Source organism: Vibrio nigripulchritudo (assembly GCF_027924785.1).
In the GTDB taxonomy this organism is placed as follows: Bacteria; Pseudomonadota; Gammaproteobacteria; order Enterobacterales; family Vibrionaceae; genus Vibrio; species Vibrio nigripulchritudo.
The window spans coordinates 583,849-607,575 of sequence record NZ_AP027050.1; the positions used below are offsets into that span (position 1 = coordinate 583,849).

Below are 23,727 nucleotides of genomic sequence, written 5' to 3' on the forward strand. Positions count from 1 at the left end.
CTTAGTGAGTCATGTTAGTCAAAACCCGGGCATTAGCCTGAACAGAGTAAAGAAGACTTTTCCTGACGGTTCCGTTGCCTTGCAAACTACCGATCTGGAAATAGAACCCGGTGAAATTCTGGTGTTGCTTGGACCTTCTGGATGCGGAAAAACCACCACATTAAGGATGATTGCTGGTCTGGAAAACTGTGACAGTGGTGGAAACATTCTGTTTGGTCAACAAGATGTCACCGATCTGCCAATTGAGAAGCGTAATGTGGGGATGGTATTTCAGTCTTACGCGCTGTTTCCCAATATGAATGTTTCGCAGAACATTGAATACGGGCTAAAAATACGTGGAGTAGCTGAAGAAGAACGTAAAAAGAAGCTTGAAGATATGCTCTCCATGTTCGATTTAAAACCGTTTGCGCTTCGAGCCGTTTCGCAGCTCTCGGGCGGGCAAAAACAAAGGGTTGCACTGGCTCGCGCCATTATTGTTGAGCCAGCGGTACTACTACTGGACGAACCCTTATCCGCATTGGATGCTTTGTTGCGCAAGCGTTTAAGAAATGACATTCAAGTACTGCTTAAGAAGCTTCAGATTACCGCTGTCTACGTTACGCACGATCAGGAAGAAGCCATGGCAATTGGCGATCGCATTGCGGTACTCGATCATGGACGAATCGCGCAGATTGGGTCACCGGAAGAAATCTATCGTCAGCCCAAATCCGACTTTGTGGCGGACTTCATCGGGGAGATCAATCACTTCAAAGGTGTGAAAGATGGGGAGCGTCTGAGGTTGTCGAATCTACAAACATTGCCCTTGCCAGAAGAACTTCAGAAACCTGCGCAGAATGGCAAAGCGTTGTCGCTGTTGGTTCGCCCGGAAGACATTGTGGTTTCTAATCAGGAGCATGATGACCTGTGCGGCAGAGTGTCACATATTGCCTTTTTAGGAGACAGAACGCGTATAACCATTGACTGCGGCTTAGATCAGCCAGTACTGGCTGACTGTTTCGACCGACGGGAATTCAGGTTAGATCAGGTTGTTCGCCTGTCTGTTGAATGTCAGCACATGATTTATATGGAGGATAGCAATGTTAATCGCACAACTGACTGATTTACATATCAAACAAGATGGAAAGATCGCATATCAGAAGGTCGATACGTTGCAATGTTTTAAGGATGCCATTGAGCATATTAATGCCTTAAACGTTGATCTGGTGGTGTTAACTGGGGATTTAGGCGATTTCGGAAAGGAAGAAGAGTACGTCATTATCCGTCAGGAATTAAAAAAACTGAATGCTCCAATTCGTATCATTCCCGGCAATCACGACCATAAGGTCAAGCTGCGTGAAGGGCTGTCTGATTTAGTTGATTATGAACATCCGCTGGAGTGCAATTTCGCCCTAGAAACCGAGCATCATCATTTGATTGGCCTGGACTCTTCTGTTATCGGTAAGCCCTTTGGCAGTATCGCAAAGGATAGCCTGAACTGGCTGCGGGAAAAGTTACTGGATACCTCTAAACCAACGCTACTGTTTATGCATCATCCTCCGATAAAAGTGGGGGTTGAGCATATGGATGTGCAAAACCTTCATAACTCGGAAGATCTTTGGGATGTGATTGCCCCTTTCAATCAGATCAAAGCGATTGTGACGGGTCACCTGCATCGACCAGTATGCGGAATTTGGAAGCACATTCCGGTTTGGGTCGGACCTTCTCATAGCCACAGTGTCGCGTTAGATTTTGATAAAGAAGGCATTCCATCGTTTCAGTTGGAGCCCAAAGCGGTTCGTCTGTTTAAACTTGATGAGCAGGGCATTGTTGGTCACATCAGTTATATCGGACAGCACGAAGGTCCCTTCCCGTTTTTTGATGGAAGTGCACTGCTAGACTAAAAAAGCGCCGCGAAATTCTCTCGCGGCGCTTTCACTTACAATGCTTTAGCAGCAAGTTGCTCGGCAATGTAATCCGCCTGACGAATAGCCAAGGCGACTATGGTTAGCGTTGGGTTTTCTGCTGCGCCAGTGGTGAACTGGCTACCGTCGGAGACGAACAGGTTCTTGATGTCGTGAGCCTGTCCCCACCGATTGACGACGCCGTCTCTGGCTTTTTCACTCATCCGGTTAGTACCTAAGTTATGAGTAGAAGGGTAGGGCACCACTCGGTGAGTTTTTACTGCACCAACGGCTTCGTACACTTGTTCCCCTTTCTCATAGGCATACTCTCGCATGGCGACGTCGTTGGGGTGGTCGTCATAATGCACATTTGGAATCGGCAATCCATGGGCATCTTTTTCATTCGTGTTCAGAGTGATTCTGTTTGATGAGCGAGGCATGTCTTCCCCCACCAGCCACATGCCAGCCATGTTTTCATACTGCTCCATGGCGTTAGCAAAGTCATTGCCCCATGCACCCGGTTTGAGAAATGCAGCGAGGAAAGGAAGACCGAGCGAAAGGGTTTCCATTTCAAATCCACCGACAAATCCCCGGCTAGGGTCGTGAACCGATTCGTCCTGAATGATCCCTGCCATCGTGGTTCCGCGGTACATGTTCACAGGTTTACTGAACTCGGCATACACCGACCCGGTCATATGGCGCATGTAGTTTTTGCCCACTTCACCTGAACTGTTAGCCAGCCCATCTGGGAACATACTGGATGCAGAGTTAAGCAAGATTCGTGGGCTTTCTATGGAGTTGCCCGCTAAACAGACCACCTTGGCTTTCTGGTGATGATGATTGCCTTCCTTGTCGGCGTAGAGCACACCGTCTACCAGCCCTTGGTCGTTATGAGTGATTTTCAAAACGGTTGATTCGGGTCTGAGCTCGAAATTGCCTGTCGCTTCTGCTTTAGGGATTTCCGTATAAAGGGTCGACCATTTTGCCGACATTCGGCATCCCTGAAAACAAAAGCCCAACTGCATGCACGCAGGTCTGCCATCACGAGGCTGAGAGTTAATTGCCATTCTTCCAGAATGAACCTGTTTATACCCCAGCTTTTTGGCACCAGCCTCCATCACCTTGAAGTTGTTATTTCCTGGTAAACCCGGAATACCGTGAGTTCGGGTCACGCCCATCTTTTCTTCTGCTTTGTCGTAGTAAGGTTCTAGCTCTGCAAGCGTCAGGGGCCAGTCGAGCAGTGTCGCATCTTTAACCTCGCCATAATGGGTAAGTGTTTTGAATTCGTGTTCCTGAATTCTCAGGCTTGCACCCGCCCAGTGTAGTGTTGAACCCCCAACCGTTTTACAGATCCAGGCAGGAAGGTTGGGGAAGTCTCGCGCTACTTCCCAAGTGCCTGATGTGGTTCTTTTATCCAGCCAGGCTTCTTTGCCGAACATATGCCATTCGTCATTTTTGAAATCACTGGCGAAATTTAATTGAGCACCAGCTTCGAGACACACGACCTTAACGCCTTTTTGGCACAGTTCATTGGCGAGTGTGCCGCCACCTGCTCCCGAACCAATAACCACGACCACACTGTTGTCTGTTAAATCAAATTTAGCCATGGGTTCCCTCCTTACTCACTTTTGGTAGCCAGTCGATGTCATCAAATCCGCGGTGCAAATATCCTCCTTTGGGGAAAGAAGGACCTTCATAGCCAAAGCGCTCCCAAATTTTAGGGTTGTTGTAGAGAGACACGACCATGTTGCCACGCACGCTCTGGAAGAAAGGGTCTGTAGCAATGCTTTCTAGCATCGCTTGCTGCTGTGTCACCGACATATCAGCAAACTTGGCAGCTTTTAGCTTGCTCAAACCTTGCTGGAACGTACTGAGTGCATCACCCGATAAGGAGGCATCAATACTCTCCACACAAGCTCCGTAGAAAAAATCTTCCAAGTGAGGGTGTGGGTAAATACGCCGACAGAGTGTCAGCAGTAATCTGGCTTCATCCGTGTTCAGGTTACTGACGCTGAGCTGCCATTTCTGATCGGCTAACGAGTAGCCTGATAAGCTCAGTGTGAGGGCGGTTGCCGCGCTGATGCTCGAAAGTTTTAAAAACTTCCTGCGGCTAAAATTGCGATCGTTCATCCTTACGACCTCCAGTGTAATTTCCGTTATTGAAAGCGACCGTATTTCTGTAAGAACTCGATTTTGTAGCCATCGGGATCCGTCAAGAAAAAGAACATCGCCATGGTTTTATTGTTATGTTGCATTGACTTAACTGGTGTCGGAGAAAGGGCTAGATCGACCAGTTTTTGGTGTACTTCATCAATATTTTCAACGCACACAGCAAGATGCCCATAAGCGTCACCATGGACGTATGGCGTTTCTCTGCCGTGATTGAGGGTTAATTCAACTTCAAAACCCGATTTGGGATCACGTAGATAGGTCAGAGTGAACGTCTCAAATTCAAACTGATCCGCCAGCTCCAAGTCGAGCGCTTGGGTATAAAAGTGAATGGAACGATTCAGGTCGAGAACCCGAATCATAGAGTGGATGGTTTTTGTCATATGTGGCTCACTTTGCTTTGTTGATTTTTTAATCAATATAAACGTGAACCACGGGTAGGTGGTGGTAGCATACTACCACATGTTAAAAAAATGTAACTTTTAGATGGTTAATGCTAACAGCACTAGTGAGCTTGTACCCGAAGCTGATGCTTTGCGGTATTGATAACGTCCGCAGGTTGCGACAGATACATCACGCAGGAACAGCGTAACAGCGACGCAAAATTGGATACTTCGCCGTGCAGCTCGGTGGCTTCATCATAGAGGAGTGACAAGAACTGCCCGGTCGTCATGTGCTGTTTTTCCGCGATATCATCAATGATGATCCAGAACTTGGCTTCCAGCCGGACACTGGTAGAGTGACCGCCCAAACGTACGGAGCGGGAGATGAAATCGTAACTTTCTGGCGATTGCCCTGCAAATACATAACACATGACGTTCTCCTTAACGGTCTGCATGCACTTCCGAATCGGGTAAACAAAATCCAGAGATCGGAAATGGGTTGCGCACTTAATGGTTGTTCACTTTTGGTGCAAATACAAATCGTGTTGAAGCTGGGTAGAAGGGAGTTTTAAGCTTAATCGAATGATTTTAAAAATAATTCCCGTTTTGGATTCACAAATCCTTATGGGATAAAGATGCTTGCTTCTCGTTTATGAGACGGCATTTATGAGCGAATGGAATAAGTGGCAGTCTTATCTTTCCATATCGAAATAGAGTGTTTTTGTTAATCTAGTTGTTGAACCTAAAAAGGAACGTTACGAGGAAAGATGGAACAGAGCATTGTCCATATCGCATTGGTTGTAAAAGATTACGATGAAGCGATCGATTTTTACGTCAATACACTGAATTTTGAACTGGTAGAAGATACTTACCAACCCGAGCAGGACAAACGCTGGGTGGTGGTGTCACCTCCCGGTTCAAAAGGTGTCACCTTGCTTCTGGCCCGAGCTTCAAAGGAAGAGCAGGAGCCGTTTATCGGAAACCAGGCTGGCGGTCGAGTGTTCTTATTTCTGCGCACCGATGACTTCTGGCGCGACTACGAAAGAATGAGAGCGAAGGGCATTACTTTTATTCGAGATCCCAGCGAACAAGATTACGGCACAGTAGCTGTATTTGAAGATCTCTACGGAAACCGCTGGGACTTGCTTCAGCTTAACCCTGAACATCCAATGGCAAAGCGCTAGTGGGAAATTCCCTTTGATAGAGTTCTGACTTCGAGACTGATTCACTCCAGCACCTTTCCTAATCTATCGATCAAGCTGCGAACTTCGGGAAGGTGTCGGTCATCTTGATGGGTCACGAGCCACTGGTTGTGACCCAAACCTTCCACGATATTCCCCCGACGGACTAGGGTTGCCTGGGAATCGCCAATGAATGTCGGCAGTAGGGCAATGCCTTTTCCAGATAATGCCAGATCCAGACTGTTCCTTGGTTCATTAACTTCAGGGACGGTATTGTTCCCTGCATGCTTATCCAGCCATCTGGCAGATGGAATGTCCGCCAGTACTTTTATCCATACATCAGGGGCATCTTTGGTTGAATAGGGCGCAAATTCTACTTTTTTGAGTCGGCGGCATACCAAGGTTTCTTCTGTTGGTCTCTGATTTCGGATGCCGATAACCACTTCCCGATGAGTAATATCCAACACCTTTTCTGTAGACACAAAGCGAAGCCGAATGTCAGAGATGCCGTCCATGAGTGTATTGAGGTTTTCTATTAGGTACAGCGTCGTCCACGTACCAGCGGAAACTTTGACTAGAGGTCGAATGGCATTAGATGCGGGTGGTGTTGTCAGGTTAACGATCTTTTCTTCTATCTCGGTCAGTTCTTTGAGCAAGGTTTTTCCTTCTGCCTGTAACTCGTAGCCTTTGTCGTGCCTGATAAACAGCTCTTTACCGAGACCTCTTTCCAGTGCATGCATTCTTCTTCCAAGAGTTGCTGCACTTCGTTGAGTCGATTTGACCGCAGCGGACAAGCCGCCCTCGCGAGCCACTGCTAAAAACAGCTGAAGGTCATTCCAATCGATGTCTTTTTTATTCATGAAAAGCACCTTTCATTTCATTCCATTGATAAAAAGATACTGAACCTTAATCTGGTATCAGGTCAAGGTTATTTAGCGACTTTGCATCGCGGAGGTCAGCAATGAATCTAAAAATGCTATCAAGACAAAGACAGTTAGAAAGTCACACAACTTACGAGAGGAAGACGATTGAGCAAAAAGAGGAAGATGAGTTTTACGAGTTTTTTGGAACAGATGACATTAGCCATTTTTACAATCTGATTTGCGTCATTTCTTCATTTTTTGGCTTCGCTGTGACCGTATTGAAGGGGATGAAGGCTAAAGCAACGAATTTCCAGTTCTGGGGGAAAACGAAGTGTTAAGTTCGACTTGGAAATCTGAGTTCAATGTACTCAAGCAGTTTTTATAAATTTCATAGATGAATGTCAATGAACAGAATTTAACCTCAGTTATACTGGCTTCCTTTAAATACAAATGTCAGGAAAGCTATGAAAGAATTCGAAAAAATGTGCCAAGGTCTGGATTATGATGCGTTTAGCCCTGAGTTCGATGTACTAAGAAATCAGGCTTTCGATTTACTCCAGAAAATCAACCAGCGACAGTTTGAAGCCGCCAAACCCTACGTCGCAGAGCTGTTTGCTCATGTGGGTGAAGGCAGCGTGGTGTGTCCGCCTTTTCAGTGTGAATATGGCAAAACCATTTCGATAGGTGATGGATCCTTTATCAATATGGGTGTCACCATGTTGGATAATGCACCGATTCACATTGGTAATAACGTGCTTATTGGTCCCAGTGCTCAATTGTATACACCAACGCATTCTTTAGACCATAGATTGCGTAAAAAGTGGGAAATTCAGTGTTTACCTATCACGATTGAAGACGACGTCTGGATTGGTGGGAATTCAGTGATCTGTCAGGGTGTAACCATAGGTGCTCGCTCAGTCGTGGCGACCGGATCGGTTGTGACTAAAGACGTCGAACCTGACACACTTGTCGGCGGGGTGCCCGCGAAGAAGATTAAGTCTCTCAACCAGTAGCCAATAGTTGGCAGACATATAACGCATAGGCTGCTTGGGCAGCCTATTCAAGGAAATCGTTAGCCTGGGATATTTCTCATTTATTTGACTCAGTCCGATATTCATGAAAATTTGGTTTAAAAACCTTATGGTTTTCTGAGGGCTATTTAAGGTTTGATTAAAATTAATTAATTAATTTATTCTCGTTAATTTCTAATAAATTTTAAATTAACTTTGTTTTTATTTTCTTGTGAGCTGACGAGGAGCTTTTCGATACCTACTTGTTTAATTGATATTTTAGATACGTCTTTTCTAATATTGAGTGATATATATCCGAATGATAATTTATAAAAGACTCAACAACGGTTGGGATTAATGTCAAACGGATAGGGAATATTAACTATGACAATAGAACTAAAGAAAAGGGATTATGCGATAACAGTTCACGACATCGATTTAGACTATATCAAAGGTTCTGAGGTTCGAATTATTGAAGATGGCTTTATTCACCATTATGTAGCAACTTCAGATATTTCTCAGGGAGTGCCTATTTCAAACCCATTGTGGGAACACTTATATAGTGTGAAACGAGATACAAGTGCTGTCAGCCAGAGAGGTTTAATACCAGAACTTGATATGGATAACTTGCCACCTCCATTTGATACTTTAGAAGGTCGCGATCGTGAATATCTGTTTTTTGAATGCCTTCGAGTCGGTGTCGATTCGCCCAATGGTTATGTGCTAGGTCGTATTGGGAAGAATAAATTTGGTGATCAGTGGTCTTTGTCAGGTAACTCCGCAGGTTTTCAATTAATTGATGGTGTTTTGAGTGTTCAGGATTCTTCCCAAATAACGACGACTGACACACGTATTATTGAGGTATCCAGAATTCGAAATAATCTAACGCAAACCACCAAACTCGAAGTCTCGGTTTACAGCGATACAATGAACACGCTCTTTATTGCTGAGAGTGGGGCAGCAGGCAATGACGGTAAACAACCACACAAGCCAATGTTGGAATCAGAAGTTTCATTTCCAATTTCTCATCAGGCACATGGAGATATATATTACAGGCGAGGTGATACATTCGAATTAGGTATAATAATCAATATTAATCAGACGATAGGCGCTTTTGGTGACCCATTTTCAAATAAACCTAAAATGATACTAACGGCTAATACAGAACTAGCAAAAAATAATGGTCATGAACGTGAAAGGTTAGTTGAAGTTAGGAAAGAACTCGCTAAAAATAAGGTGATCACAGATAGTGGGTTTTCTCATATCAAAGATATCGAATTTAACTCAGAAAATTCAGATTTCCCAGGTCCATTACCGGATGGAAATGGTCCGAAACTGCAGGGACATGTTCCTTTATCCATTCTTACTACTAAAGAATTAACTTTTCTCAGAATAACCGTATCTGGAAATAATGAACATGCCAACTCGTCAGGAATAAGGTTAGAAAGAGCCAATGGCACAAAATTTGAGTTTTTACGCGTCATGAACGTTTACGGTGATGGAGTTTATTGCAAATCAATTAACCGAGAGGGTGGGGCTTTACGACCAATGGAAATCGCTTTCAGTTACTTTGATATACCTCTGGGAGGAGGCGCAGATTGCATTCAGTTTTCTGAAGAAAGTGATGGTTTGAGTGGACGATCTTATGACATTTGGGTACACGATTGTGTCTGTATGCAATCTTTCGAATCAGAGAACCTGAAGGGTTCAATGTCTATTGAAGCCAATTATTATCTGGTTGAGAACTGTATATTTGGCGGCAAATTTTTTGGTATTGGTCTTGGAGGTCGTAACGGTACCTGTCGTAACATCTATGTACATTCAGGCGGAATACGAGCCGATCATCCAGCCCTTTCGAGTACGTTTGGCATAGGTGTTGCGGCTAAACATGTATCACGCTCTATTAGTATCTACGATAACACCATTGGAGGTCACTTAGGGATGGCTTCAGGTATCCTGATTTCAGGCTATGATCTTGGGAATACCAATGATCGGGAAAATGAACGCCGGCGTTTCGATATATTGGTCAATCACAATCGTGTTTCTGCGGTTCGGTGGTGTGCCAGTGTCCGCGTTCCCTGGACTGGTGAAATTGTCAACAATCTTTCATTCGATAACACCATTAGCGATGTATATCTGCGAGGCAATTCAGATGTATTAGGTGATTATGTCAGATATGCCAGAGACAGTAACGGTGACATCATTAAAGATGGAAATAACCAGCCTGTTGTTGAAGAAGTTCTGTCGACCATAAACCATCAGATAATCAATGCGCCTAAATTAAGCAGTAAACCATTTCGTCAAGGTCGTCCTTTATTACCGATTACCGGAACGCCTGCGGTAGGCAGCACATTATCAGTAAACGCTGACAATGAATTGAAAGATAGTGAAAAAGTAGAGTCTTATCAGTGGCGAATGAATGGTCAGTTAATTCCTAATGCCAATCAGGCGTCATATACTGTAACTGAGCTGGTGGAAGACCCTAGAAAACCTCGATTTTCTAGTATGAATAGTGCGGAATTCAGTTGTGTCGTGACCATCTCTAAAAACGGTGACAGAAACCAGATTGATTTTCTGTATAGTGAATATTTGAGAGCCTAGTCCTGCTGTAAATCTGAGTGTTGGTTATCCAACACTCAGATAAATCGACTCAGTAAGTATCAAACAGACCTGACTGATAGTCGCGTATGGTCTGCTCAATTTCTTCCATCGAATTCATTACAAACGGTCCGTAATGAACAATCGGCTCATTGATGGGCTGACCCGCGAATATCAGCACTCCGGAATCGCCCTGTGATGTCAGCTCTACGCTTTCTCCAGCAGAGAGCAATGCCATGTGACCTTGCTTGAGGTCGCGGTCACCAACGGTGATGTTACCTTTGTAGGCATAAACCATCATGTTGAACTCCGATGGAGTGGTCAGCGTTACATTTGCTGTGTCTGGTGCTCGCCAGTCTGCCACTGTTGCAGGTACACCAGTTTTATTCAGTGGACCTTCTAACGTTTCGCCATCAACCGTTAGCGACCCCGCCAATAGGCGAACTAAGCTGCTTCCGACAGGATGTTCTGTCACCATTTCTGGCTGAAAGTCGAAGTACTGAGCGGGCTTCATTTTGTCTTTGGATGGCTGGTTAATCCAAATCTGAAAACCGTGAAGATTGCCCTCTTCCATGATCGGCATTTCGCTGTGAATCACACCGCGACCCGCCGCCATCCATTGAGCACCTCCGCTTCTTAATTCGCCCACATTGCCCATATGATCTCGATGCTGGAAATGACCTTCCATCATATAGGTTAATGTTTCGATGCCGCGATGTGGGTGAGGAGGAAACCCACCCACATAATCTTTTTTATCATCCGATTTCAGTTCATCAACCATTAGGAATGGTGAAAAAGCCTGGTTATTGAAACCGGCGATACGGCGAATTTTTACTCCATCTCCATCAGACGTTGCCTGAGAAGGAATGATCTGACGAATTTCTCTAGTGGACATATCTCACCTCATATGAACTGTGATTAATGGACTCAGTATAAGGCGACAACTCCTTCAAGAAGATAGCAAGACTTCGAGAGTCTTGTTCGAAAAATTCGAATGATCGAAACCCTAATTATTCATGGTACGATTACTTCCTGTTGATTCGCCAGACAGAGAAAACCACCAGTATCATGCCAATTGCGTGATACACAGTGAACGCTTCGTTCAGAATGGTGATGGCAAACAAGGCAGTGATTGAGGGGCCAATATTACTGGTAATGCTTAAGACCGACGGTGTCAGCCGAGCCATAGCCGCCGCCATAAAATACGAAGGCACGACGGTACAGAACACCCCCAAGGTAACCCCAAGAGCGATTAGCTGAGGTGACAAAGTACTGAGCTCAATACCCTGGTAGACATGCTGCCCCATAATCGCTAACCCTGCACTCGCCATGCCGACACTGTTAAACAGCTGGCTCCCCATTTTTCCAATGATTCTTTTACTTAACACCAGGTAAACGGCAAAGATAAGTGCAGAGCCTGCCGCCATCAGGCTGCCCAACCAAACCTTTTCTCCAAGCTGCTGCATGTCATGCGACACGATGAAAGCCACACCAAGGTACCCAAGAAGGATGGCTGTTATCGTTCTGGGTTTGGGTTTCTCTTTCATAAATATCCAACTGATGGCAACCACAAAAGACGGAAACAGGAAAATCACCAAGCGTTCCAGCTGGGCTGAAATATGTTCCAGAGCCAGAATATCCAGTAAGGCGGCGAAGTAATAACCGAGGATACCCACAAGAGCGGCTTGCCAGCCATATGTGCGGAGCGATGTACGCGATTCCTGGCTGCGGCATAGCAAGAACAGAATTGCGATGTAGAGAGGAAGTGAGCTAAGGGCACGAAGACTCATGATAGAAGTGGCATCGCCACCATATTCGTAAGCCAGTTTGATGAAAACTGGTTTGATTGAAAACATAACGGTACCCGCCAACGCGAACATTACGCCTTGCCGATACTGGTTTGAAGAGGATGTTGCTGCCGCTGTGTCGCTCATTATTCACTTCCTTTGTTTTTGAACGTCGGCTGTGAGAAATGGCATTAGACTCCGGCTGCATCACTCACAGCCGGAAATAGAGAATCCTACCGACTGAATGGCATAAGTTTGAGAAGCCAGAGTGATAGGATGAAGGTATTCATAAGAATCTCAATTCGTGATGAACTTTTAACCTAACCAAGGCGTTAGCCAAACGCAAGCGTTTTCTTTTGGGGGGATGAAACTCCAATTAACTTGTTGCACAGTAAAGATGGTGCAATGAACACAGAAGCATTTTTGTATTCTCGCTAGTATGTATTTGCACAAAACACTTTGAGTGATGTTGATGCGTTTACTTAAAACAGGTGATTACCGATGAATATTAATAAAGAAGAACGGGAAGCCGTTTACAAAACGATTTTTTGCCGCCGGGACGTTCGAAGAGATTTCAAACCAGACCCTATCCCAGAAGAGACATTGATGCGAGTGCTGACTGCTGCACATCATGCGCCGAGCGTGGGTTTCTCTCAGCCATGGGATTTCATTCTGGTAAAAAGTGCTGAGACGCGAGCAGCAATTAAGCGAGACTTCGAAGAAGCGAATGCCTATTCAGCCGAGTTGTTTAAAGAAGAGAAACAAGAACAGTATCGGACGTTCAAACTGGAGGGTATTGAAGAAGCGCCAATGGGGATCTGTGTGACTTGTGACCGGGAGCGCAACGGCCCTGTGGTGATTGGTCGGACAGTCAAGCCAGAGATGGATCTCTATAGTACTGTGTGTGCAGTCCAGAATTTGTGGCTGGCCGCTCGTGCAGAAAACCTAGGAGTGGGTTGGGTGAGCATACTCAATGATCAGGCTTTGCGAGAGACGCTTAACATACCCGAGAGCAAGGCGATCATCGCTTACCTGTGCATTGGTTTTGTGGAGAAATTCAAAGACAAACCAGAGCTCGAGACCGCAGGGTGGTTACCCAGAAGCAGTCTGGAATCTGTGATACATCATGAGCAGTTCCAAACTAAAAGCTAAAATTATTTTAGGATGGCTCCAAACAAAAAGCGCGGGAATGTCCGCGCTTTGATAGGAGATAAAATCGGATACTATCCTGCGTTTGCCATGCCGTCTTGCTCTTCAATATTCAGAACAAGCGGAACCTGAATCTTAAAACACGCGCCTTGGTTTTCTTCGGCAACACACTGGACATTCCCTTTCAGCAACTGAACCACCATATTGTAGATGATGTTGGCACCTAAGCCGCTGCCGCCTCCACCTCGCTTGGTGGTAACAAAGGGCTCAAAGATTTTCTCGCGTACTGATTCATGGACCCCTTTACCCGTATCCCGATACACAATGTACAGGTTGTCCATATCAGTTTGAATGTCTATGTAGATGTTGCGTTCGCCATCCCACTGATCAAATCCATGTCGGATGCTGTTGGTGATTAGGTTGGTAAAAATCTGAATATACGAGCTAGGATAGCTTTCCAGTTCGATGTTGCTGGCACATTCCAGATTGATGGTAACTTTGGCAACACGAATTTCATGTGACAGTGATAAGAGCAGTTTGTCGATGATTTCCCGCATATTAAATTGGTAAGCGGTCTGGCTGGTTTGGTCCACTGCTACTTCTTTGAAGCTGCACACCAGTTTCTCAGCCCTTTGCAGGTTGGTCACTAATATTTCAGTCGACTGCTTGAGAGACGTTAATGTTTTGGAGAACAAAGCTTTAGAGAGGTTACCTGTTTCAAATCCTTTGCTCAGAGCGTCAACGTTTTCCTCCAAAAAGCTGGTGGCGGTAACACTGATTCCAAGAGGCGTATTGATTTCATGGGCAACACCACCCACCAATCCACCTAATGACGCCATTTTCTCTGCTTCCACCAAACTTTGCTGTGCTTCCTGCAGCTTTTTCAGCGTGAATTGCAGTTCTTCATTTGCGGTTTCCAAAGACTGAGTTCGCTCACGTACTTTTTCTTCCAAACTGTGGTTTAGCGTTTCCAGTTGCTGTTGTGCTTGGCTTAGCTGTGTGACGTCGTCACCGAAACAGAGTACCCGATTCGATTGATCATCCAGTTCAACGAAGCGCCACTGAATGGTCATGGGTTCGCCATTACGGTCTTTGGTGGACACCACCACTTGATCGCTCGGTAGATTGACGATCATCTGGTTCTCTTCTTCCAGATTCCAGAACCCATAAGCAAACACTCGGAACCAGTACTGGTTGATAACCTCGTCTTCTGTTTTGCCTATGCGATCCAGCGCCTGAGCATTCACCATCAAAATAGTGAATTCCAGCCTGTCGATCATGCAAAGCAAGTTTGGTGAATTATCGACAATGGTCGCGTTGTACTGCATTTGCTGCGTCAGATTTTGTTTGTCTTTAATCTGCTCGGTCACGTCTGTGAACACATAGCAGCGACCACCGCCTTCGAGCTCCAGCTCTTTGTAGCCAATAAAAATATTGTTTTTAACCAGCAAGGAATGGGGTTCAAACACTTCAGAAGAGGCACTGCCAGACACAAACTGACTGAATTCTGGGCATCGACGCCAGCCCAAATCGCACAGGCAGTCAATCATCCCAAACGGGTGGTCTTGCAACAGAGTATCGATCTCACTGAACCTTTCACCAACAATTCTCTCGAACGGCGGATTGCTGGAAACCATTTCTTTGTCGTCGTTTACAATTGCGATACCGTGCCCGATGGAGTTGAAGGTAGTATTCAGATAATGCTGAACGCGTCTTTTTTCTTCTTCTGATTTCTTAAGGGAGGTGATTTCGATGCCGCTCATCAATACGCCGACCTGTTCACCTTCTGCATTTAGTCTTGGCTGGTATTGAATACTGATAAAGCGTTTGTTTTCGGTTTCTGTAGGAAGCTCGATTTCAAAGCTAATAGATTCCCCAGCTAACGCCCGCTCAAGAAGTGGCGCTGCGTTGGCATAAACAGGAGGGGGCAATGCTTCTTTGACTGTTTTGTTGAGTACTTTGTCGCTTGTGGAGCGGATAAAGTCGAGATATTGCTGGCTGACAACGATATAGCGCAAATCGTTATCCAAAACGGCAACCATGATGGGGATACTATGAAAAATACTGGACAGGAGAGAAAAGCTCATTGAGCTGTCTACGGAATCCGTGGCTTTTAGCGGCATATCGTCCCTCAATTCCCAAAGGTTCAAAACGAACCAATCCGAGATTTATCCTTATCCCTAAAATTTAGTAGACGAATGGAGGTTATACAAACGGCTCAAATATTTTAAAGGTGGCGACCCTATTCACTTTTGAGAAGGTTGGGGTGGCTCTCGTAAGAGTAGCAAGAGCCGAAAGAGCTAATGAGTATTGAGCATACCCTCAGTGATAATGAAATCGATAATGGTATCTAAGCCGACTCCCTTCTTTAGATTAGTAAATACATAAGGTTTGGTCGGGCGCATTCGAGCCGTGTCTCTGTCCATCACTTCCAGTGAAGCCCCAACATGGGGAGCGAGATCGATTTTGTTGATCACCAGTAAATCGGAGCGAGTAATACCAGGTCCTCCTTTGCGTGGGATTTTTTCACCTTCGGCGACATCAATAACATAGATGGTCAGATCTGCTAGCTCAGGGCTGAACGTTGCACTCAGGTTATCGCCGCCGCTTTCCACAAATACCACATCCAGGTTTTGGTGGCGTTTGGCAAGTTCATCAACGGCCGCTAAATTCATGGAGGCGTCTTCTCGGATAGCGGTGTGTGGGCATCCGCCCGTTTCGACACCAATGATCCGGTCAGGAGCCAGCGCTTCGGTTTCGGTCAAAATTCTTGCGTCTTCCTGAGTATAAATATCGTTAGTGACGACGGCGATATTGAGTTTGTCTCGGATGGTTTTGCAAAGCACTTCGAGCAGTGCTGTTTTACCAGAACCGACTGGACCACCGATTCCGATCCTTAAAGGCTGTTTGTAACTTTCCATGATGATTCATCCTGTTTCTTTTGCGAACTATTAGATGCGAAATAGCTAGAAGTGAAATAGCTAGGAGCGAAATAGCCGGGTGTATTGGGTTTCATGTTTGGCACTGGCTATGGCGAGCGATGGCGTAAAGGCGCAGACTTCATCATCTGCAATGACCTCTGAACGTTTTATGGCATCGGGGAAAAGCGACGAAATTTCCAGTAGCGTTTCCTGACCGTCTGTCTGGCCGAGCGGAATCAGCTTAACACCCGCCATCACGATGTTTTCAGCCCAGCTCCAGAGGTATCCTTGCAACAGTGCCTCTTCGCTAATACCCCAGTGGTGAGCAGCGAGGCAAAATCCATGAAGCTGATTAGGGTGAGTTTCTGGCATCGACGCAGCCACATTCAGCTTGGTTAACAGTGTGAATAGAGCATGCCCACGTTGCTTTTCTTCCGCGCGCAATTCGCTGGTTTCTCGGCACGCATACAAGTAGGCGTTCCAGTATCCGACTTGTTCAGTTTGCCCATTTCCGATTGCGCTATATAAGCGTCTCATGATCGGCAGTTCCAGTGTCTTCATTGAATAATTCAGAACCGTTGCCAGCCAGTTGATAAAGGTTGTTTTGTCACTAATCCAGCCTGCTTCTACCGCCCATTCCACCCCTTGCGAATAAGTGAATCCGCCAATGGGAAGGGAAGGGCTGATAAGCTGAAACAGCCGATAGGGGGCAACGCTTTGGTTGAAACCTGTCTGCATAAAACGTCTCTAATTCAGGGCAACCAGTAAGCTGCTTGCGGCAATGCCCCACGCCGCCCAATGAGAGAATACGGTGCTGCCGACTTTGCTGAATGCGGTAACAATCAAAGCCGCGCTGACCATCATGCCCAGACTAAAGGCGAAGACATTACCGACGGCTTCAACACCGTGGGCGTAACCGTGTACAGACAACAGGCACAAGCCAACTGCAATAGCAGCACTCGACCAAAATGAGTCACGGTGAATGGGAGAGCAAAGCGCGAACCCCGACAGAAGCAAAGAGGCGGCAATTGCGATCTCCATGCCAGCAAACCCACCCATCGCAGTACCTAACGCTAAACCCAATCCCAGACTTAAAACGGCAAACACCATCAGTTTGAGCTGAGTACCGGGTGAGGATTGCTTAGCAATAAGCAGCCCGATAGCGGCAAGCATAAGCAAATGATCCAGCCCGAAAACAGGGTGCGTCAGTCCGCTGAAGAACGCTGAACTTAACGAGATCGAAGGTTCATGCAGTACGTGTGCAAAAGCGCCCTGAGAGACCGACAGGGTTATGGCAGCGAGAAAAATACGTTTCATAAGAATAAGTCCTTTTATTGATCTAGTGATGATGGTGATGACCACCCGATGTACCGCCATAAGCCCCATCTTCAGGCTCGAAAGGCGCAAATTCAGAGGTTACGGTTCCCCCCAAACCTTCAACCATGTCATCCAGTACATGATCGTGCTGGTAGCGCAGCCAGTCTGCAGTGACCTGAAGTGGCACATGTCGGTTGCCTAAGTGATACGCCATGCGAGCAAGCAGCAAGGCATCTTCACAGTAAATTGTGGAAACGGGTTCAGGCGCCGCTTTGATTTCCACCACTTTTCCGCATTCACTTTTTAGTTGCATGCCATCGCGTAGCGTGTATCCACGTGGTACAAACAAGCCAGCTTCGGAGCCGTCATCCAGTTGTACTTTCTGGCGGCTTTTGATGCGTTTCTCTATGGTCAGGCTCAGATAGCCGTCTGGTGAGTCAGAATGGCGGTCATTGAATTGAGTCAGTTCAATCAAAACAAAGCTCCTTGTCAGAATAAAAAGTAACGCTGCGCCATTGGCAGCACACTGGCAGGTTCACAAGTCAACAATTGTCCGTTGGCACGCACCTGATAGGTTTGGGAATCCACTTCTATCGTTGGCTGCCAGTCGTTGAGCTTCATGTCGGCTTTGCGAATGGAACGGCAGGCTTTTGCAATGCCAATTTGGCTGGTTAAACCTATGTTTTCAGAGACACCATCGTCCGCTGCTTGCTGCGAAACAAACAGCATGGATGTGCTGCTCGCTGCTTTCCCATAGCTGCCAAACATGGAGCGATAATGCACCGGTTGCGGAGTAGGGATGGAAGCATTCGGATCGCCCATCGGTGCCATGGCGATCATGCCGCCTTTGATGATCAAACTGGGTTTGATGCCAAAGAATTGTGGTTTCCAGAGCACCAGATCCGCGAGTTTCCCGACTTCCACCGAGCCAATCTCATGACTCATCCCGTGGGTGATGGCCGGGTTAATGGTGTATTTGGCGATGTAGCGCTTGAGCCGAAAATTGTCGCTGTGCTCAGTATCTTCGTCCAACGTGCCGCGCTGCACTTTCATTTTATGCGCGGTTTGCCAGGTGCGGGTAATCACTTCGCCAACGCGACCCATGGCCTGAGAATCGGACGCGATCATCGAGAACGCGCCAAGATCATGCAGGATGTCTTCTGCAGCAATGGTTTCTCGGCGGATTCGCGATTCAGCGAACGCCACATCTTCTGCGATAGAGGGAGAAAGATGATGGCAAACCATCAACATGTCTAAATGTTCATCCACCGTGTTGACGGTGTAAGGTCGAGTCGGGTTGGTGGAAGAGGGCAGAATGTTGGCTTCCCCACACGCCCGGATAATATCAGGGGCGTGACCACCTCCAGCACCTTCGGTGTGGTAGGTGTGGATCACTCTGTCACCAATTGCGTTGAGTGTGGCTTCCACAAAGCCGGATTCGTTGAGTGTGTCGGTATGAATCGCGACCTGCACATCCATCTCTTCTGCTACCGTCAGGCAGGTATCAATAGAAGCAGGCGTAGTACCCCAGTCTTCGTGGAGTTTTAATCCCACTGCACCTGCTGCCACTTGCTCGCGCAGCCCTTCTGGTTGACTGGCGTTGCCTTTACCGAGCAGTCCAAAGTTCATCGGAAAAGGGTCTAACGCTTGCAGCATGCGATGCATGTTCCATGGGCCGGGCGTGCAGGTTGTCGCGTTAGTGCCTGTTGCGGGTCCAGTGCCACCACCAATCATGGTAGTCACTCCAGACGCCAAGGCTTCTTCGATTTGCTGTGGGCAGATAAAGTGGATGTGGGAATCGATGCCACCTGCGGTTAGTATGGAGCCTTCTCCTGCGATCACCTCCGTTCCGGGACCAATAATGATGTCCACATTAGGCTGAACATCGGGGTTGCCCGCTTTGCCTATGGCGCAGATGCGACCGTCTTTGACCCCAACATCGGCTTTCACTATTCCCCAGTAATCGAGGACGACCGCGTTGGTGATCACCAGATCAGGGGTTTCAGATGAAGGTCTCTGGCTTTGCCCCATGCCATCGCGAATAACTTTACCGCCGCCGAACTTCACTTCATCCCCATATTGGGTGAAGTCTTTTTCTACTGAAAGCCACAAATCCGTGTCGGCGAGTCTGAGCCTGTCGCCAACCGTAGGGCCAAACATTTCTGCGTTGGCTTGTCTTGAAATACTTGCCATCAGAACATCCTTGTTAGTTGAATCACTTAAACGGGACCCATGACTTTCCCTTGAAAGCCATAGATGGTTTTGTCGCCGGAATACTCAACCAGCTCAACCGTGCGAGACTGACCCGGCTCGAATCGTGTTGCAGTACCCGCGGGGATATTGAGACGAAAGCCTTTGGTGGATTCGCGATCAAACAGGAGCGCGTCATTCACTTCATAAAAGTGATAATGCGAACCGACCTGAATCGGTCTGTCGCCATGATTTTGCACCTTTACCGACAGGGTGTTTCGGTCGGCGTTGATGGCTAAATCCCCCTCTGGGGCTTGAAGTTCTCCAGGTGTGATGTCCTGACTGGACGCTGTCCCTTGAGTGATGGGTTCATGCACGGTGACCAGCTTGGTGCCGTCGGGGAAGGTGGCTTCCACTTGAACGTCTGGGATCATCGAAGGCACGCCTTCCATCACCTCGTCGGAGGTGAGCAAAGTTCGCCCAAAATCCATCAGTTCAGAAACGGTTCTCCCTTCTCTTGCCCCTTCTAAAATGGCGCTACTGATGTACGCAACCGACTCGGGGTAATTCAGTTTTAGCCCCTTCTCTTTACGCTGTTTGGCGAGCATGCCAGCGCAAAAAATCAGGAGCTTGTCTTTTTCTCTGGGTGTGAGTTCCATTCTTTTCCCTTCTTCCTTTTCCCACAAATTAGCAAGCGCGAAAATGTCTATGTCGCCCAAATCCTTGGTGCGTTATTTTTTAACCCCCATTGCTCGCGAATCACGGTGCGCACCTGAGTGAACGCGTCCATCATGGATTCTGTCCACTTGCTGATGGCACGAATCACCATCAAACCATCCACGACTGTGACAGCAATGGTGATGGGGTCGGATTCTGAGCTGTGGTCTTTTTCAAACTGATGGAGCAAACCCTGTACCAACTCCAGTGCGTTTGGTGATGCACCGAAAACGTATAACGATCCCATTGTGGGGCATTGCTGTAACCCACTGTTAAAAAAGCGCTTATCCATACCACTGAGGTTCAGCCCTTCAATCAGGAGGGGGGAATCGTCTACCCGTATTTGAGTCCGACCACTGATTTTTCCCTTAAGGAATCCCTCATTCAGTGCAGGGCGACCAAAAGAGTGCATTTCCCAGCCCATAAATCGGGCATCGTTCGCGAGGTTGATTTGCGTTTCAAGGTGAGCGATGGCACCAGAGAAATAGATGTTCTCCAGTGGAAACCATTCCAGCGTAGCGCCACTCTCGACCTGTAGGTTGAGAGTTTGCTTTGCAAGACGATCATCAGACAGATAAAACTTAGTAGCGCCGGGGGTAGTCACCAGTGCGTGAGCGCCTGTTTGAGATTGAGTGGAGATATACAGACTGTCGCCACCGACCACACCACCCGGTGGATGCAGAAGGTAGGTATGACAGATTCCGCCTTCGGGGTAGAGCGGGCGTTGAACGGCGAGCGGACCACGTTGCTCACGTTTGCTCAATACCGTTCTGCCACCTTGTGCTGAACCGTTCGGATTGCTGAATTCCAGATTGAGTCTGGCTTTCCAGCCAGACTGCTTATTGGTTTCGATTTGGTTGGTTTCAATAGAAGAAGCCAGATCTCGTGCAGCGGTCATACTGTCAGATACTCCGCAATCAAATGGTCGTTGAGTTCATCCATCTGCCCGGACGCGACAATTCGCCCGCGATCCAGCAAGGTAAATCGGTCTCCCACCTTTCTGGCAAAGGGCAGCTTTTGCTCAACCAGCAACACCGTCAGCCCAAGCTTCTGGTTCAGCATTTTGATGATGTCACCAATTTCCTGAACAATATTCGGTTGGATGCCTTCCGTTGGCTCATCCAGAATCAGAAGATCCGGGTTCACCACTAAAGCGCGCCCTATAGCGAGTTGTTGTTGCTGCCCACCGGATAAATCACCGCCACGGCGATGCTTCATTTCTTCCAGAACAGGGAAAATTTCGTAGATGAAATCCGGAATCTTTCTGTCGGCTTTGTCGCGAATTGGCAATCCGACGGACAGGTTTTCTTCCACCGTGAGCATAGGGAAAATTTGTCGCCCCTGAGGAACATAACCCACGCCCAGTCTTGGTCTGTCTTCGGCAGGACGGGATTCAATATTTTGGCTATTAAGCACAATGTTCCCGTTGCGAATGGGCGTTAAACCCATAATGCATTCGAGTAAGGTACTTTTTCCTACGCCATTTCGACCCATCAACACCGTGCATTGCCCCTTGGGAATAGAGAGCGACAAGTCCCACAAGGTGTGGCTTTCCCCGTAGTACTGGTCGATGTTTTTGACTTCTAACATTAGGATTCCCCCAGATAGACTTGTTTCACCACGGGATCGGACTGCACCTTATCCATCGAGCCTTCTGCCAGCACGTGACCTTGGTGAAGCACGGTGACGTGTGAAGCGATGGAGCGGACGAAATCCATATCGTGTTCAACTACCACCACGGAATGTTTGCCCGCCAAGCCATTGAGTAATTCAGCAGTGCGATCCATTTCCTGATGGGTCATCCCTGCAACCGGTTCGTCGACCAGTAAGAGCTTGGGGCTTTGCATCAGCAGCATTCCAATCTCTAGCCACTGTTTCTGACCATGAGATAAATTCCCTGACGCGAGATGTGCCTGATCATGCAGGTGAATCAGCTCAAGCACAGATTCCAGCTTGCTTTGTTGCTCACCAGAGAGCTTGGCGATAAAGGTATTCCAAAGATTTCGAACGCCAGACATGGCGAGCTCAAGGTTTTGCCAAACGGTTAAGCATTCAATTACGGTTGGCTTCTGGAACTTGCGACCAATCCCCGCGTTGGCGATTTGCGCTTCGGTCATCTTGAGCAGGTTCAGGTTAGAACCCAGCCAGACTTGCCCGGTATCGGGTTGGGTTTTGCCTGTGATGATGTCCATCATGGTGGTCTTCCCTGCACCGTTTGGACCGATGATGCAGCGCAGTTCACCCTCCTTGATGTACAGGTTTAGGTCGTTGATGGCTTTGAATCCGTCAAAGCTTTTGTTTACGCCTTCGAGATACAACAAGATGTTGTGAGTGGTATCGATCAGTGGGTGAATATTCGGCCTCATAAAGCTGAATACCTGATCACGTTTGACTAGTTCTGAGGTCAGCATTATGAGTGCTCCTTACTGTCTGGAAGGTTTCGTTTCCATTTAGGGAAGTTCGAGAACAAGCCCACAACACCTTTGGGTAAGTACAATGTGGAGAGCACAAACAAACCACCGAGTGCAAACAACCAGATCTCTGGAAACTCGACGGTGAACCAGCTTTTGGCGTAGTTGACCAAAATCGCACCCACGACCGCCCCATACAAAGTGGCGCGACCCCCAAGGGCGACCCAGATGACGATTTCAATGGAGTTGAGCGGAGCAAACTCACCGGGGTTGATGATGCCCACCTGCGGGACATACAAAGCGCCAGCCAGACCTGCGATCATGGCGGAGAGAACAAAGATCCCGAGTTTGATGTTATCGACGTCGTACCCCATAAATCGGGTTCGCGATTCAGAATCACGAATAGCTAATGAAACGCGCCCCAATCGGCTTTCCATAATGGTTCGGCAAAGCAGGTAGCAGACGATTAACGCCACACCAGTGCAAAGGAACAGTGCCAGTTTTGTCGCATCGCTTTGCAGGCTGAAGCCAAGGATGTCTTTAAAGTCGGTGAGCCCGTTGTTGCCTCCAAAGCCCATTTCATTTCGAAAGAATGCCAGCATCAGCGCGTAGGTCAGCGCCTGAGTCATAATGGACAGATAGACACCAGACACGCGGGAGCGAAAGGCAAGATAGCCGAAAACAAATGCCAGTACACCCGGCACGAAAAAGACCATCAGAGCTGCAAACCAGAACTGATCAAAACCGAGCCAGAACCAGGGCAGTTCCTGCCAGTTGAGGAACACCATAAAGTCGGCAAGAATCGGGTCGCCGTACACGCCTCGGTCGCCAATTTGACGCATCAGATACATGCCCATGGCGTAGCCACCCAGCGCGAAAAATGCCCCATGCCCCAGACTGAGGATTCCGAGATAACCCCAGACCAAATCGACAGACAGAGCGAGCAGGGCATAACTCAGGTATTTCCCCATAAGCGAAACGGTAAAAGTTTCAATGTGCAGCGGATGACCAGCAGGCATCAGAAGATTGCCTATTGGCACCAGTATCAGCAGTGCCGCGATAATGCCCAAGGTGGCTTTTCCACCTTTGTCGTTCTGTAACGCACGTAAGATGATGGAGCGTGGCGCGAGTGTTGAAGTAGCCGACATAAC

Annotated in this window: 25 protein-coding genes; 7 read left to right on the top strand and 18 right to left on the bottom strand. The window is 47.4% G+C overall.

Translation table 11 applies throughout. The annotated features are described in order from the left end of the window. Positions 1–4 precede the first annotated feature (4 nt). Both QMG91_RS21000 and QMG91_RS21005 read left to right on the top strand, forming a co-directional pair. The gene (locus tag QMG91_RS21000; RefSeq protein ID WP_022598804.1) at positions 5–1,099 is read left to right on the top strand and encodes an ABC transporter ATP-binding protein; all 1,095 of its coding nucleotides are present in this window, start codon (positions 5–7) and stop codon (positions 1,097–1,099) included. Continuing rightward, the gene (locus QMG91_RS21005; RefSeq protein ID WP_281831941.1) at positions 1,077–1,880 is read left to right on the top strand and encodes a phosphodiesterase; all 804 of its coding nucleotides are present in this window, start codon (positions 1,077–1,079) and stop codon (positions 1,878–1,880) included. Before QMG91_RS21000 ends, QMG91_RS21005 begins: the two co-directional genes overlap by 23 nt. A 35-nt stretch (positions 1,881–1,915) precedes the next feature. Here the strand turns inward: QMG91_RS21005 and QMG91_RS21010 are convergent, their stop codons facing one another. From QMG91_RS21010 to QMG91_RS21025, 4 genes are all read right to left on the bottom strand, one after another. Next, entirely contained in the window at positions 1,916–3,487 is a 1,572-nt protein-coding gene (locus QMG91_RS21010) for a GMC family oxidoreductase (RefSeq protein ID WP_281831943.1), read from the bottom strand. Next, positions 3,480–4,010 carry a twin-arginine translocation signal domain-containing protein gene (locus QMG91_RS21015; protein WP_281831945.1) on the bottom strand — a complete coding sequence of 177 codons (531 nt, stop codon included), beginning with the start codon at positions 4,008–4,010 and terminating at the stop codon, positions 3,480–3,482. Before QMG91_RS21015 ends, QMG91_RS21010 begins: the two co-directional genes overlap by 8 nt. A 26-nt stretch (positions 4,011–4,036) precedes the next feature. Further along, positions 4,037–4,432 carry a VOC family protein gene (locus QMG91_RS21020; RefSeq protein ID WP_281831946.1) on the bottom strand — a complete coding sequence of 132 codons (396 nt, stop codon included), beginning with the start codon at positions 4,430–4,432 and terminating at the stop codon, positions 4,037–4,039. A 122-nt stretch (positions 4,433–4,554) separates the two neighbouring features. Then, on the bottom strand, positions 4,555–4,863 hold the full coding sequence (locus tag QMG91_RS21025; RefSeq protein WP_281831947.1) for a ribbon-helix-helix domain-containing protein: 309 nt from the start codon (positions 4,861–4,863) through the stop codon (positions 4,555–4,557). A gap of 336 nt (positions 4,864–5,199) precedes the next feature. Between QMG91_RS21025 and QMG91_RS21030 the strand changes: the two genes are divergently transcribed. Then, a complete protein-coding gene (locus tag QMG91_RS21030) occupies positions 5,200–5,616 on the top strand; it encodes a VOC family protein (protein WP_281831949.1) in 417 nt (138 codons plus the stop codon). A 41-nt stretch (positions 5,617–5,657) separates the two neighbouring features. On the opposite strand, the gene QMG91_RS21035 is transcribed toward QMG91_RS21030, so the two are convergent. Next, entirely contained in the window at positions 5,658–6,473 is an 816-nt protein-coding gene (locus QMG91_RS21035) for a LysR family transcriptional regulator (protein WP_281831951.1), read from the bottom strand. A gap of 101 nt (positions 6,474–6,574) precedes the next feature. Here QMG91_RS21035 and QMG91_RS21040 point away from each other — a divergent pair, with 101 nt between their 5' ends. The 3 genes from QMG91_RS21040 (at position 6,575) to QMG91_RS21050 (ending at position 10,087) form a co-directional block, all read left to right on the top strand. Continuing rightward, positions 6,575–6,814: a hypothetical protein gene (locus QMG91_RS21040; protein ID WP_281831952.1), complete on the top strand. Its 240-nt coding sequence runs from the start codon at positions 6,575–6,577 to the stop codon at positions 6,812–6,814. Between the two features lie 126 nt (positions 6,815–6,940). Next, on the top strand, positions 6,941–7,489 hold the full coding sequence (locus QMG91_RS21045) for a sugar O-acetyltransferase (RefSeq protein WP_281831953.1): 549 nt from the start codon (positions 6,941–6,943) through the stop codon (positions 7,487–7,489). A gap of 381 nt (positions 7,490–7,870) precedes the next feature. Next, positions 7,871–10,087 (top strand): hypothetical protein, encoded by a 2,217-nt coding sequence (locus tag QMG91_RS21050; RefSeq protein WP_281831954.1) that lies wholly within the window; start codon positions 7,871–7,873, stop codon positions 10,085–10,087. Positions 10,088–10,136: 49 nt separating this feature from the next. On the opposite strand, the gene QMG91_RS21055 is transcribed toward QMG91_RS21050, so the two are convergent. Then, positions 10,137–10,979 (bottom strand): pirin family protein, encoded by an 843-nt coding sequence (locus QMG91_RS21055; RefSeq protein ID WP_022561018.1) that lies wholly within the window; start codon positions 10,977–10,979, stop codon positions 10,137–10,139. Positions 10,980–11,109: 130 nt separating this feature from the next. Further along, positions 11,110–12,018 (bottom strand): DMT family transporter, encoded by a 909-nt coding sequence (locus tag QMG91_RS21060; RefSeq protein ID WP_281831955.1) that lies wholly within the window; start codon positions 12,016–12,018, stop codon positions 11,110–11,112. Positions 12,019–12,372: 354 nt separating this feature from the next. On the opposite strand from QMG91_RS21060, the gene bluB reads away from it, so the two are divergent. Then, positions 12,373–13,023: a 5,6-dimethylbenzimidazole synthase gene (gene bluB / locus QMG91_RS21065; RefSeq protein ID WP_004405030.1), complete on the top strand. Its 651-nt coding sequence runs from the start codon at positions 12,373–12,375 to the stop codon at positions 13,021–13,023. A gap of 71 nt (positions 13,024–13,094) precedes the next feature. Here the strand turns inward: bluB and QMG91_RS21070 are convergent, their stop codons facing one another. The 11 genes from QMG91_RS21070 to urtC all read right to left on the bottom strand — a co-directional run bounded on the left by QMG91_RS21070 (position 13,095) and on the right by urtC (position 23,724). Then, positions 13,095–15,143: a PAS domain-containing protein gene (locus QMG91_RS21070; protein WP_281870342.1), complete on the bottom strand. Its 2,049-nt coding sequence runs from the start codon at positions 15,141–15,143 to the stop codon at positions 13,095–13,097. Between the two features lie 177 nt (positions 15,144–15,320). Next, positions 15,321–15,941 (bottom strand): urease accessory protein UreG, encoded by a 621-nt coding sequence (ureG, locus tag QMG91_RS21075; RefSeq protein ID WP_281831959.1) that lies wholly within the window; start codon positions 15,939–15,941, stop codon positions 15,321–15,323. 60 nt (positions 15,942–16,001) lie between these two features. Next, complete coding sequence (locus QMG91_RS21080; protein WP_281831961.1) at positions 16,002–16,679, bottom strand: urease accessory protein UreF; 678 nt, start codon at positions 16,677–16,679, stop codon at positions 16,002–16,004. 9 nt (positions 16,680–16,688) lie between these two features. Then, positions 16,689–17,258: a HupE/UreJ family protein gene (locus QMG91_RS21085; RefSeq protein ID WP_281831963.1), complete on the bottom strand. Its 570-nt coding sequence runs from the start codon at positions 17,256–17,258 to the stop codon at positions 16,689–16,691. 22 nt (positions 17,259–17,280) lie between these two features. Then, on the bottom strand, positions 17,281–17,733 hold the full coding sequence (gene ureE / locus QMG91_RS21090; protein ID WP_022598789.1) for an urease accessory protein UreE: 453 nt from the start codon (positions 17,731–17,733) through the stop codon (positions 17,281–17,283). A 14-nt stretch (positions 17,734–17,747) separates the two neighbouring features. Then, the gene (ureC, locus tag QMG91_RS21095) at positions 17,748–19,451 is read right to left on the bottom strand and encodes an urease subunit alpha (RefSeq protein WP_281831965.1); all 1,704 of its coding nucleotides are present in this window, start codon (positions 19,449–19,451) and stop codon (positions 17,748–17,750) included. 26 nt (positions 19,452–19,477) lie between these two features. Further along, positions 19,478–20,107, bottom strand: coding sequence for an urease subunit gamma (gene ureA / locus QMG91_RS21100; RefSeq protein WP_281831967.1), 630 nt, complete (start codon positions 20,105–20,107; stop codon positions 19,478–19,480). A 47-nt stretch (positions 20,108–20,154) separates the two neighbouring features. Then, complete coding sequence (locus tag QMG91_RS21105; RefSeq protein ID WP_281831968.1) at positions 20,155–21,063, bottom strand: urease accessory protein UreD; 909 nt, start codon at positions 21,061–21,063, stop codon at positions 20,155–20,157. After that, complete coding sequence (urtE, locus tag QMG91_RS21110) at positions 21,060–21,755, bottom strand: urea ABC transporter ATP-binding subunit UrtE (protein ID WP_281831970.1); 696 nt, start codon at positions 21,753–21,755, stop codon at positions 21,060–21,062. The genes QMG91_RS21105 and urtE overlap by 4 nt, the downstream gene beginning before the upstream one ends. Next, positions 21,755–22,576 (bottom strand): urea ABC transporter ATP-binding protein UrtD, encoded by an 822-nt coding sequence (urtD, locus tag QMG91_RS21115; protein ID WP_281831972.1) that lies wholly within the window; start codon positions 22,574–22,576, stop codon positions 21,755–21,757. Before urtD ends, urtE begins: the two co-directional genes overlap by 1 nt. Continuing rightward, on the bottom strand, positions 22,576–23,724 hold the full coding sequence (gene urtC / locus QMG91_RS21120; RefSeq protein ID WP_345739844.1) for an urea ABC transporter permease subunit UrtC: 1,149 nt from the start codon (positions 23,722–23,724) through the stop codon (positions 22,576–22,578). Before urtC ends, urtD begins: the two co-directional genes overlap by 1 nt. Between the last annotated feature and the right edge of the window lie 3 nt (positions 23,725–23,727).

What these genes read in the sequence shown, in the direction of transcription:
- QMG91_RS21080 (WP_281831961.1), bottom strand. Translation starts at nt 16,679, where the DNA reads ATGCAGACAGGTTTCAACCAAAGCGTTGCCCCCTATCGGCTGTTTCAG.
- ureG (WP_281831959.1), bottom strand. Translation starts at nt 15,941, where the DNA reads ATGGAAAGTTACAAACAGCCTTTAAGGATCGGAATCGGTGGTCCAGTC.
- QMG91_RS21105 (WP_281831968.1), bottom strand. Translation starts at nt 21,063, where the DNA reads ATGACCGCTGCACGAGATCTGGCTTCTTCTATTGAAACCAACCAAATC.
- QMG91_RS21050 (WP_281831954.1), top strand. Translation starts at nt 7,871, where the DNA reads ATGACAATAGAACTAAAGAAAAGGGATTATGCGATAACAGTTCACGAC.
- QMG91_RS21020 (WP_281831946.1), bottom strand. Translation starts at nt 4,432, where the DNA reads ATGACAAAAACCATCCACTCTATGATTCGGGTTCTCGACCTGAATCGT.
- QMG91_RS21025 (WP_281831947.1), bottom strand. Translation starts at nt 4,863, where the DNA reads ATGTGTTATGTATTTGCAGGGCAATCGCCAGAAAGTTACGATTTCATC.
- QMG91_RS21010 (WP_281831943.1), bottom strand. Translation starts at nt 3,487, where the DNA reads ATGGCTAAATTTGATTTAACAGACAACAGTGTGGTCGTGGTTATTGGT.
- QMG91_RS21060 (WP_281831955.1), bottom strand. Translation starts at nt 12,018, where the DNA reads ATGAGCGACACAGCGGCAGCAACATCCTCTTCAAACCAGTATCGGCAA.
- QMG91_RS21035 (WP_281831951.1), bottom strand. Translation starts at nt 6,473, where the DNA reads ATGAATAAAAAAGACATCGATTGGAATGACCTTCAGCTGTTTTTAGCA.
- QMG91_RS21055 (WP_022561018.1), bottom strand. Translation starts at nt 10,979, where the DNA reads ATGTCCACTAGAGAAATTCGTCAGATCATTCCTTCTCAGGCAACGTCT.
- QMG91_RS21030 (WP_281831949.1), top strand. Translation starts at nt 5,200, where the DNA reads ATGGAACAGAGCATTGTCCATATCGCATTGGTTGTAAAAGATTACGAT.
- QMG91_RS21070 (WP_281870342.1), bottom strand. Translation starts at nt 15,143, where the DNA reads ATGCCGCTAAAAGCCACGGATTCCGTAGACAGCTCAATGAGCTTTTCT.
- QMG91_RS21085 (WP_281831963.1), bottom strand. Translation starts at nt 17,258, where the DNA reads ATGAAACGTATTTTTCTCGCTGCCATAACCCTGTCGGTCTCTCAGGGC.
- ureC (WP_281831965.1), bottom strand. Translation starts at nt 19,451, where the DNA reads ATGGCAAGTATTTCAAGACAAGCCAACGCAGAAATGTTTGGCCCTACG.
- QMG91_RS21040 (WP_281831952.1), top strand. Translation starts at nt 6,575, where the DNA reads ATGAATCTAAAAATGCTATCAAGACAAAGACAGTTAGAAAGTCACACA.
- ureA (WP_281831967.1), bottom strand. Translation starts at nt 20,107, where the DNA reads ATGGAACTCACACCCAGAGAAAAAGACAAGCTCCTGATTTTTTGCGCT.
- QMG91_RS21045 (WP_281831953.1), top strand. Translation starts at nt 6,941, where the DNA reads ATGAAAGAATTCGAAAAAATGTGCCAAGGTCTGGATTATGATGCGTTT.
- urtC (WP_345739844.1), bottom strand. Translation starts at nt 23,724, where the DNA reads ATGTCGGCTACTTCAACACTCGCGCCACGCTCCATCATCTTACGTGCG.
- QMG91_RS21015 (WP_281831945.1), bottom strand. Translation starts at nt 4,010, where the DNA reads ATGAACGATCGCAATTTTAGCCGCAGGAAGTTTTTAAAACTTTCGAGC.
- urtE (WP_281831970.1), bottom strand. Translation starts at nt 21,755, where the DNA reads ATGTTAGAAGTCAAAAACATCGACCAGTACTACGGGGAAAGCCACACC.
- QMG91_RS21005 (WP_281831941.1), top strand. Translation starts at nt 1,077, where the DNA reads ATGTTAATCGCACAACTGACTGATTTACATATCAAACAAGATGGAAAG.
- urtD (WP_281831972.1), bottom strand. Translation starts at nt 22,576, where the DNA reads ATGCTGACCTCAGAACTAGTCAAACGTGATCAGGTATTCAGCTTTATG.
- bluB (WP_004405030.1), top strand. Translation starts at nt 12,373, where the DNA reads ATGAATATTAATAAAGAAGAACGGGAAGCCGTTTACAAAACGATTTTT.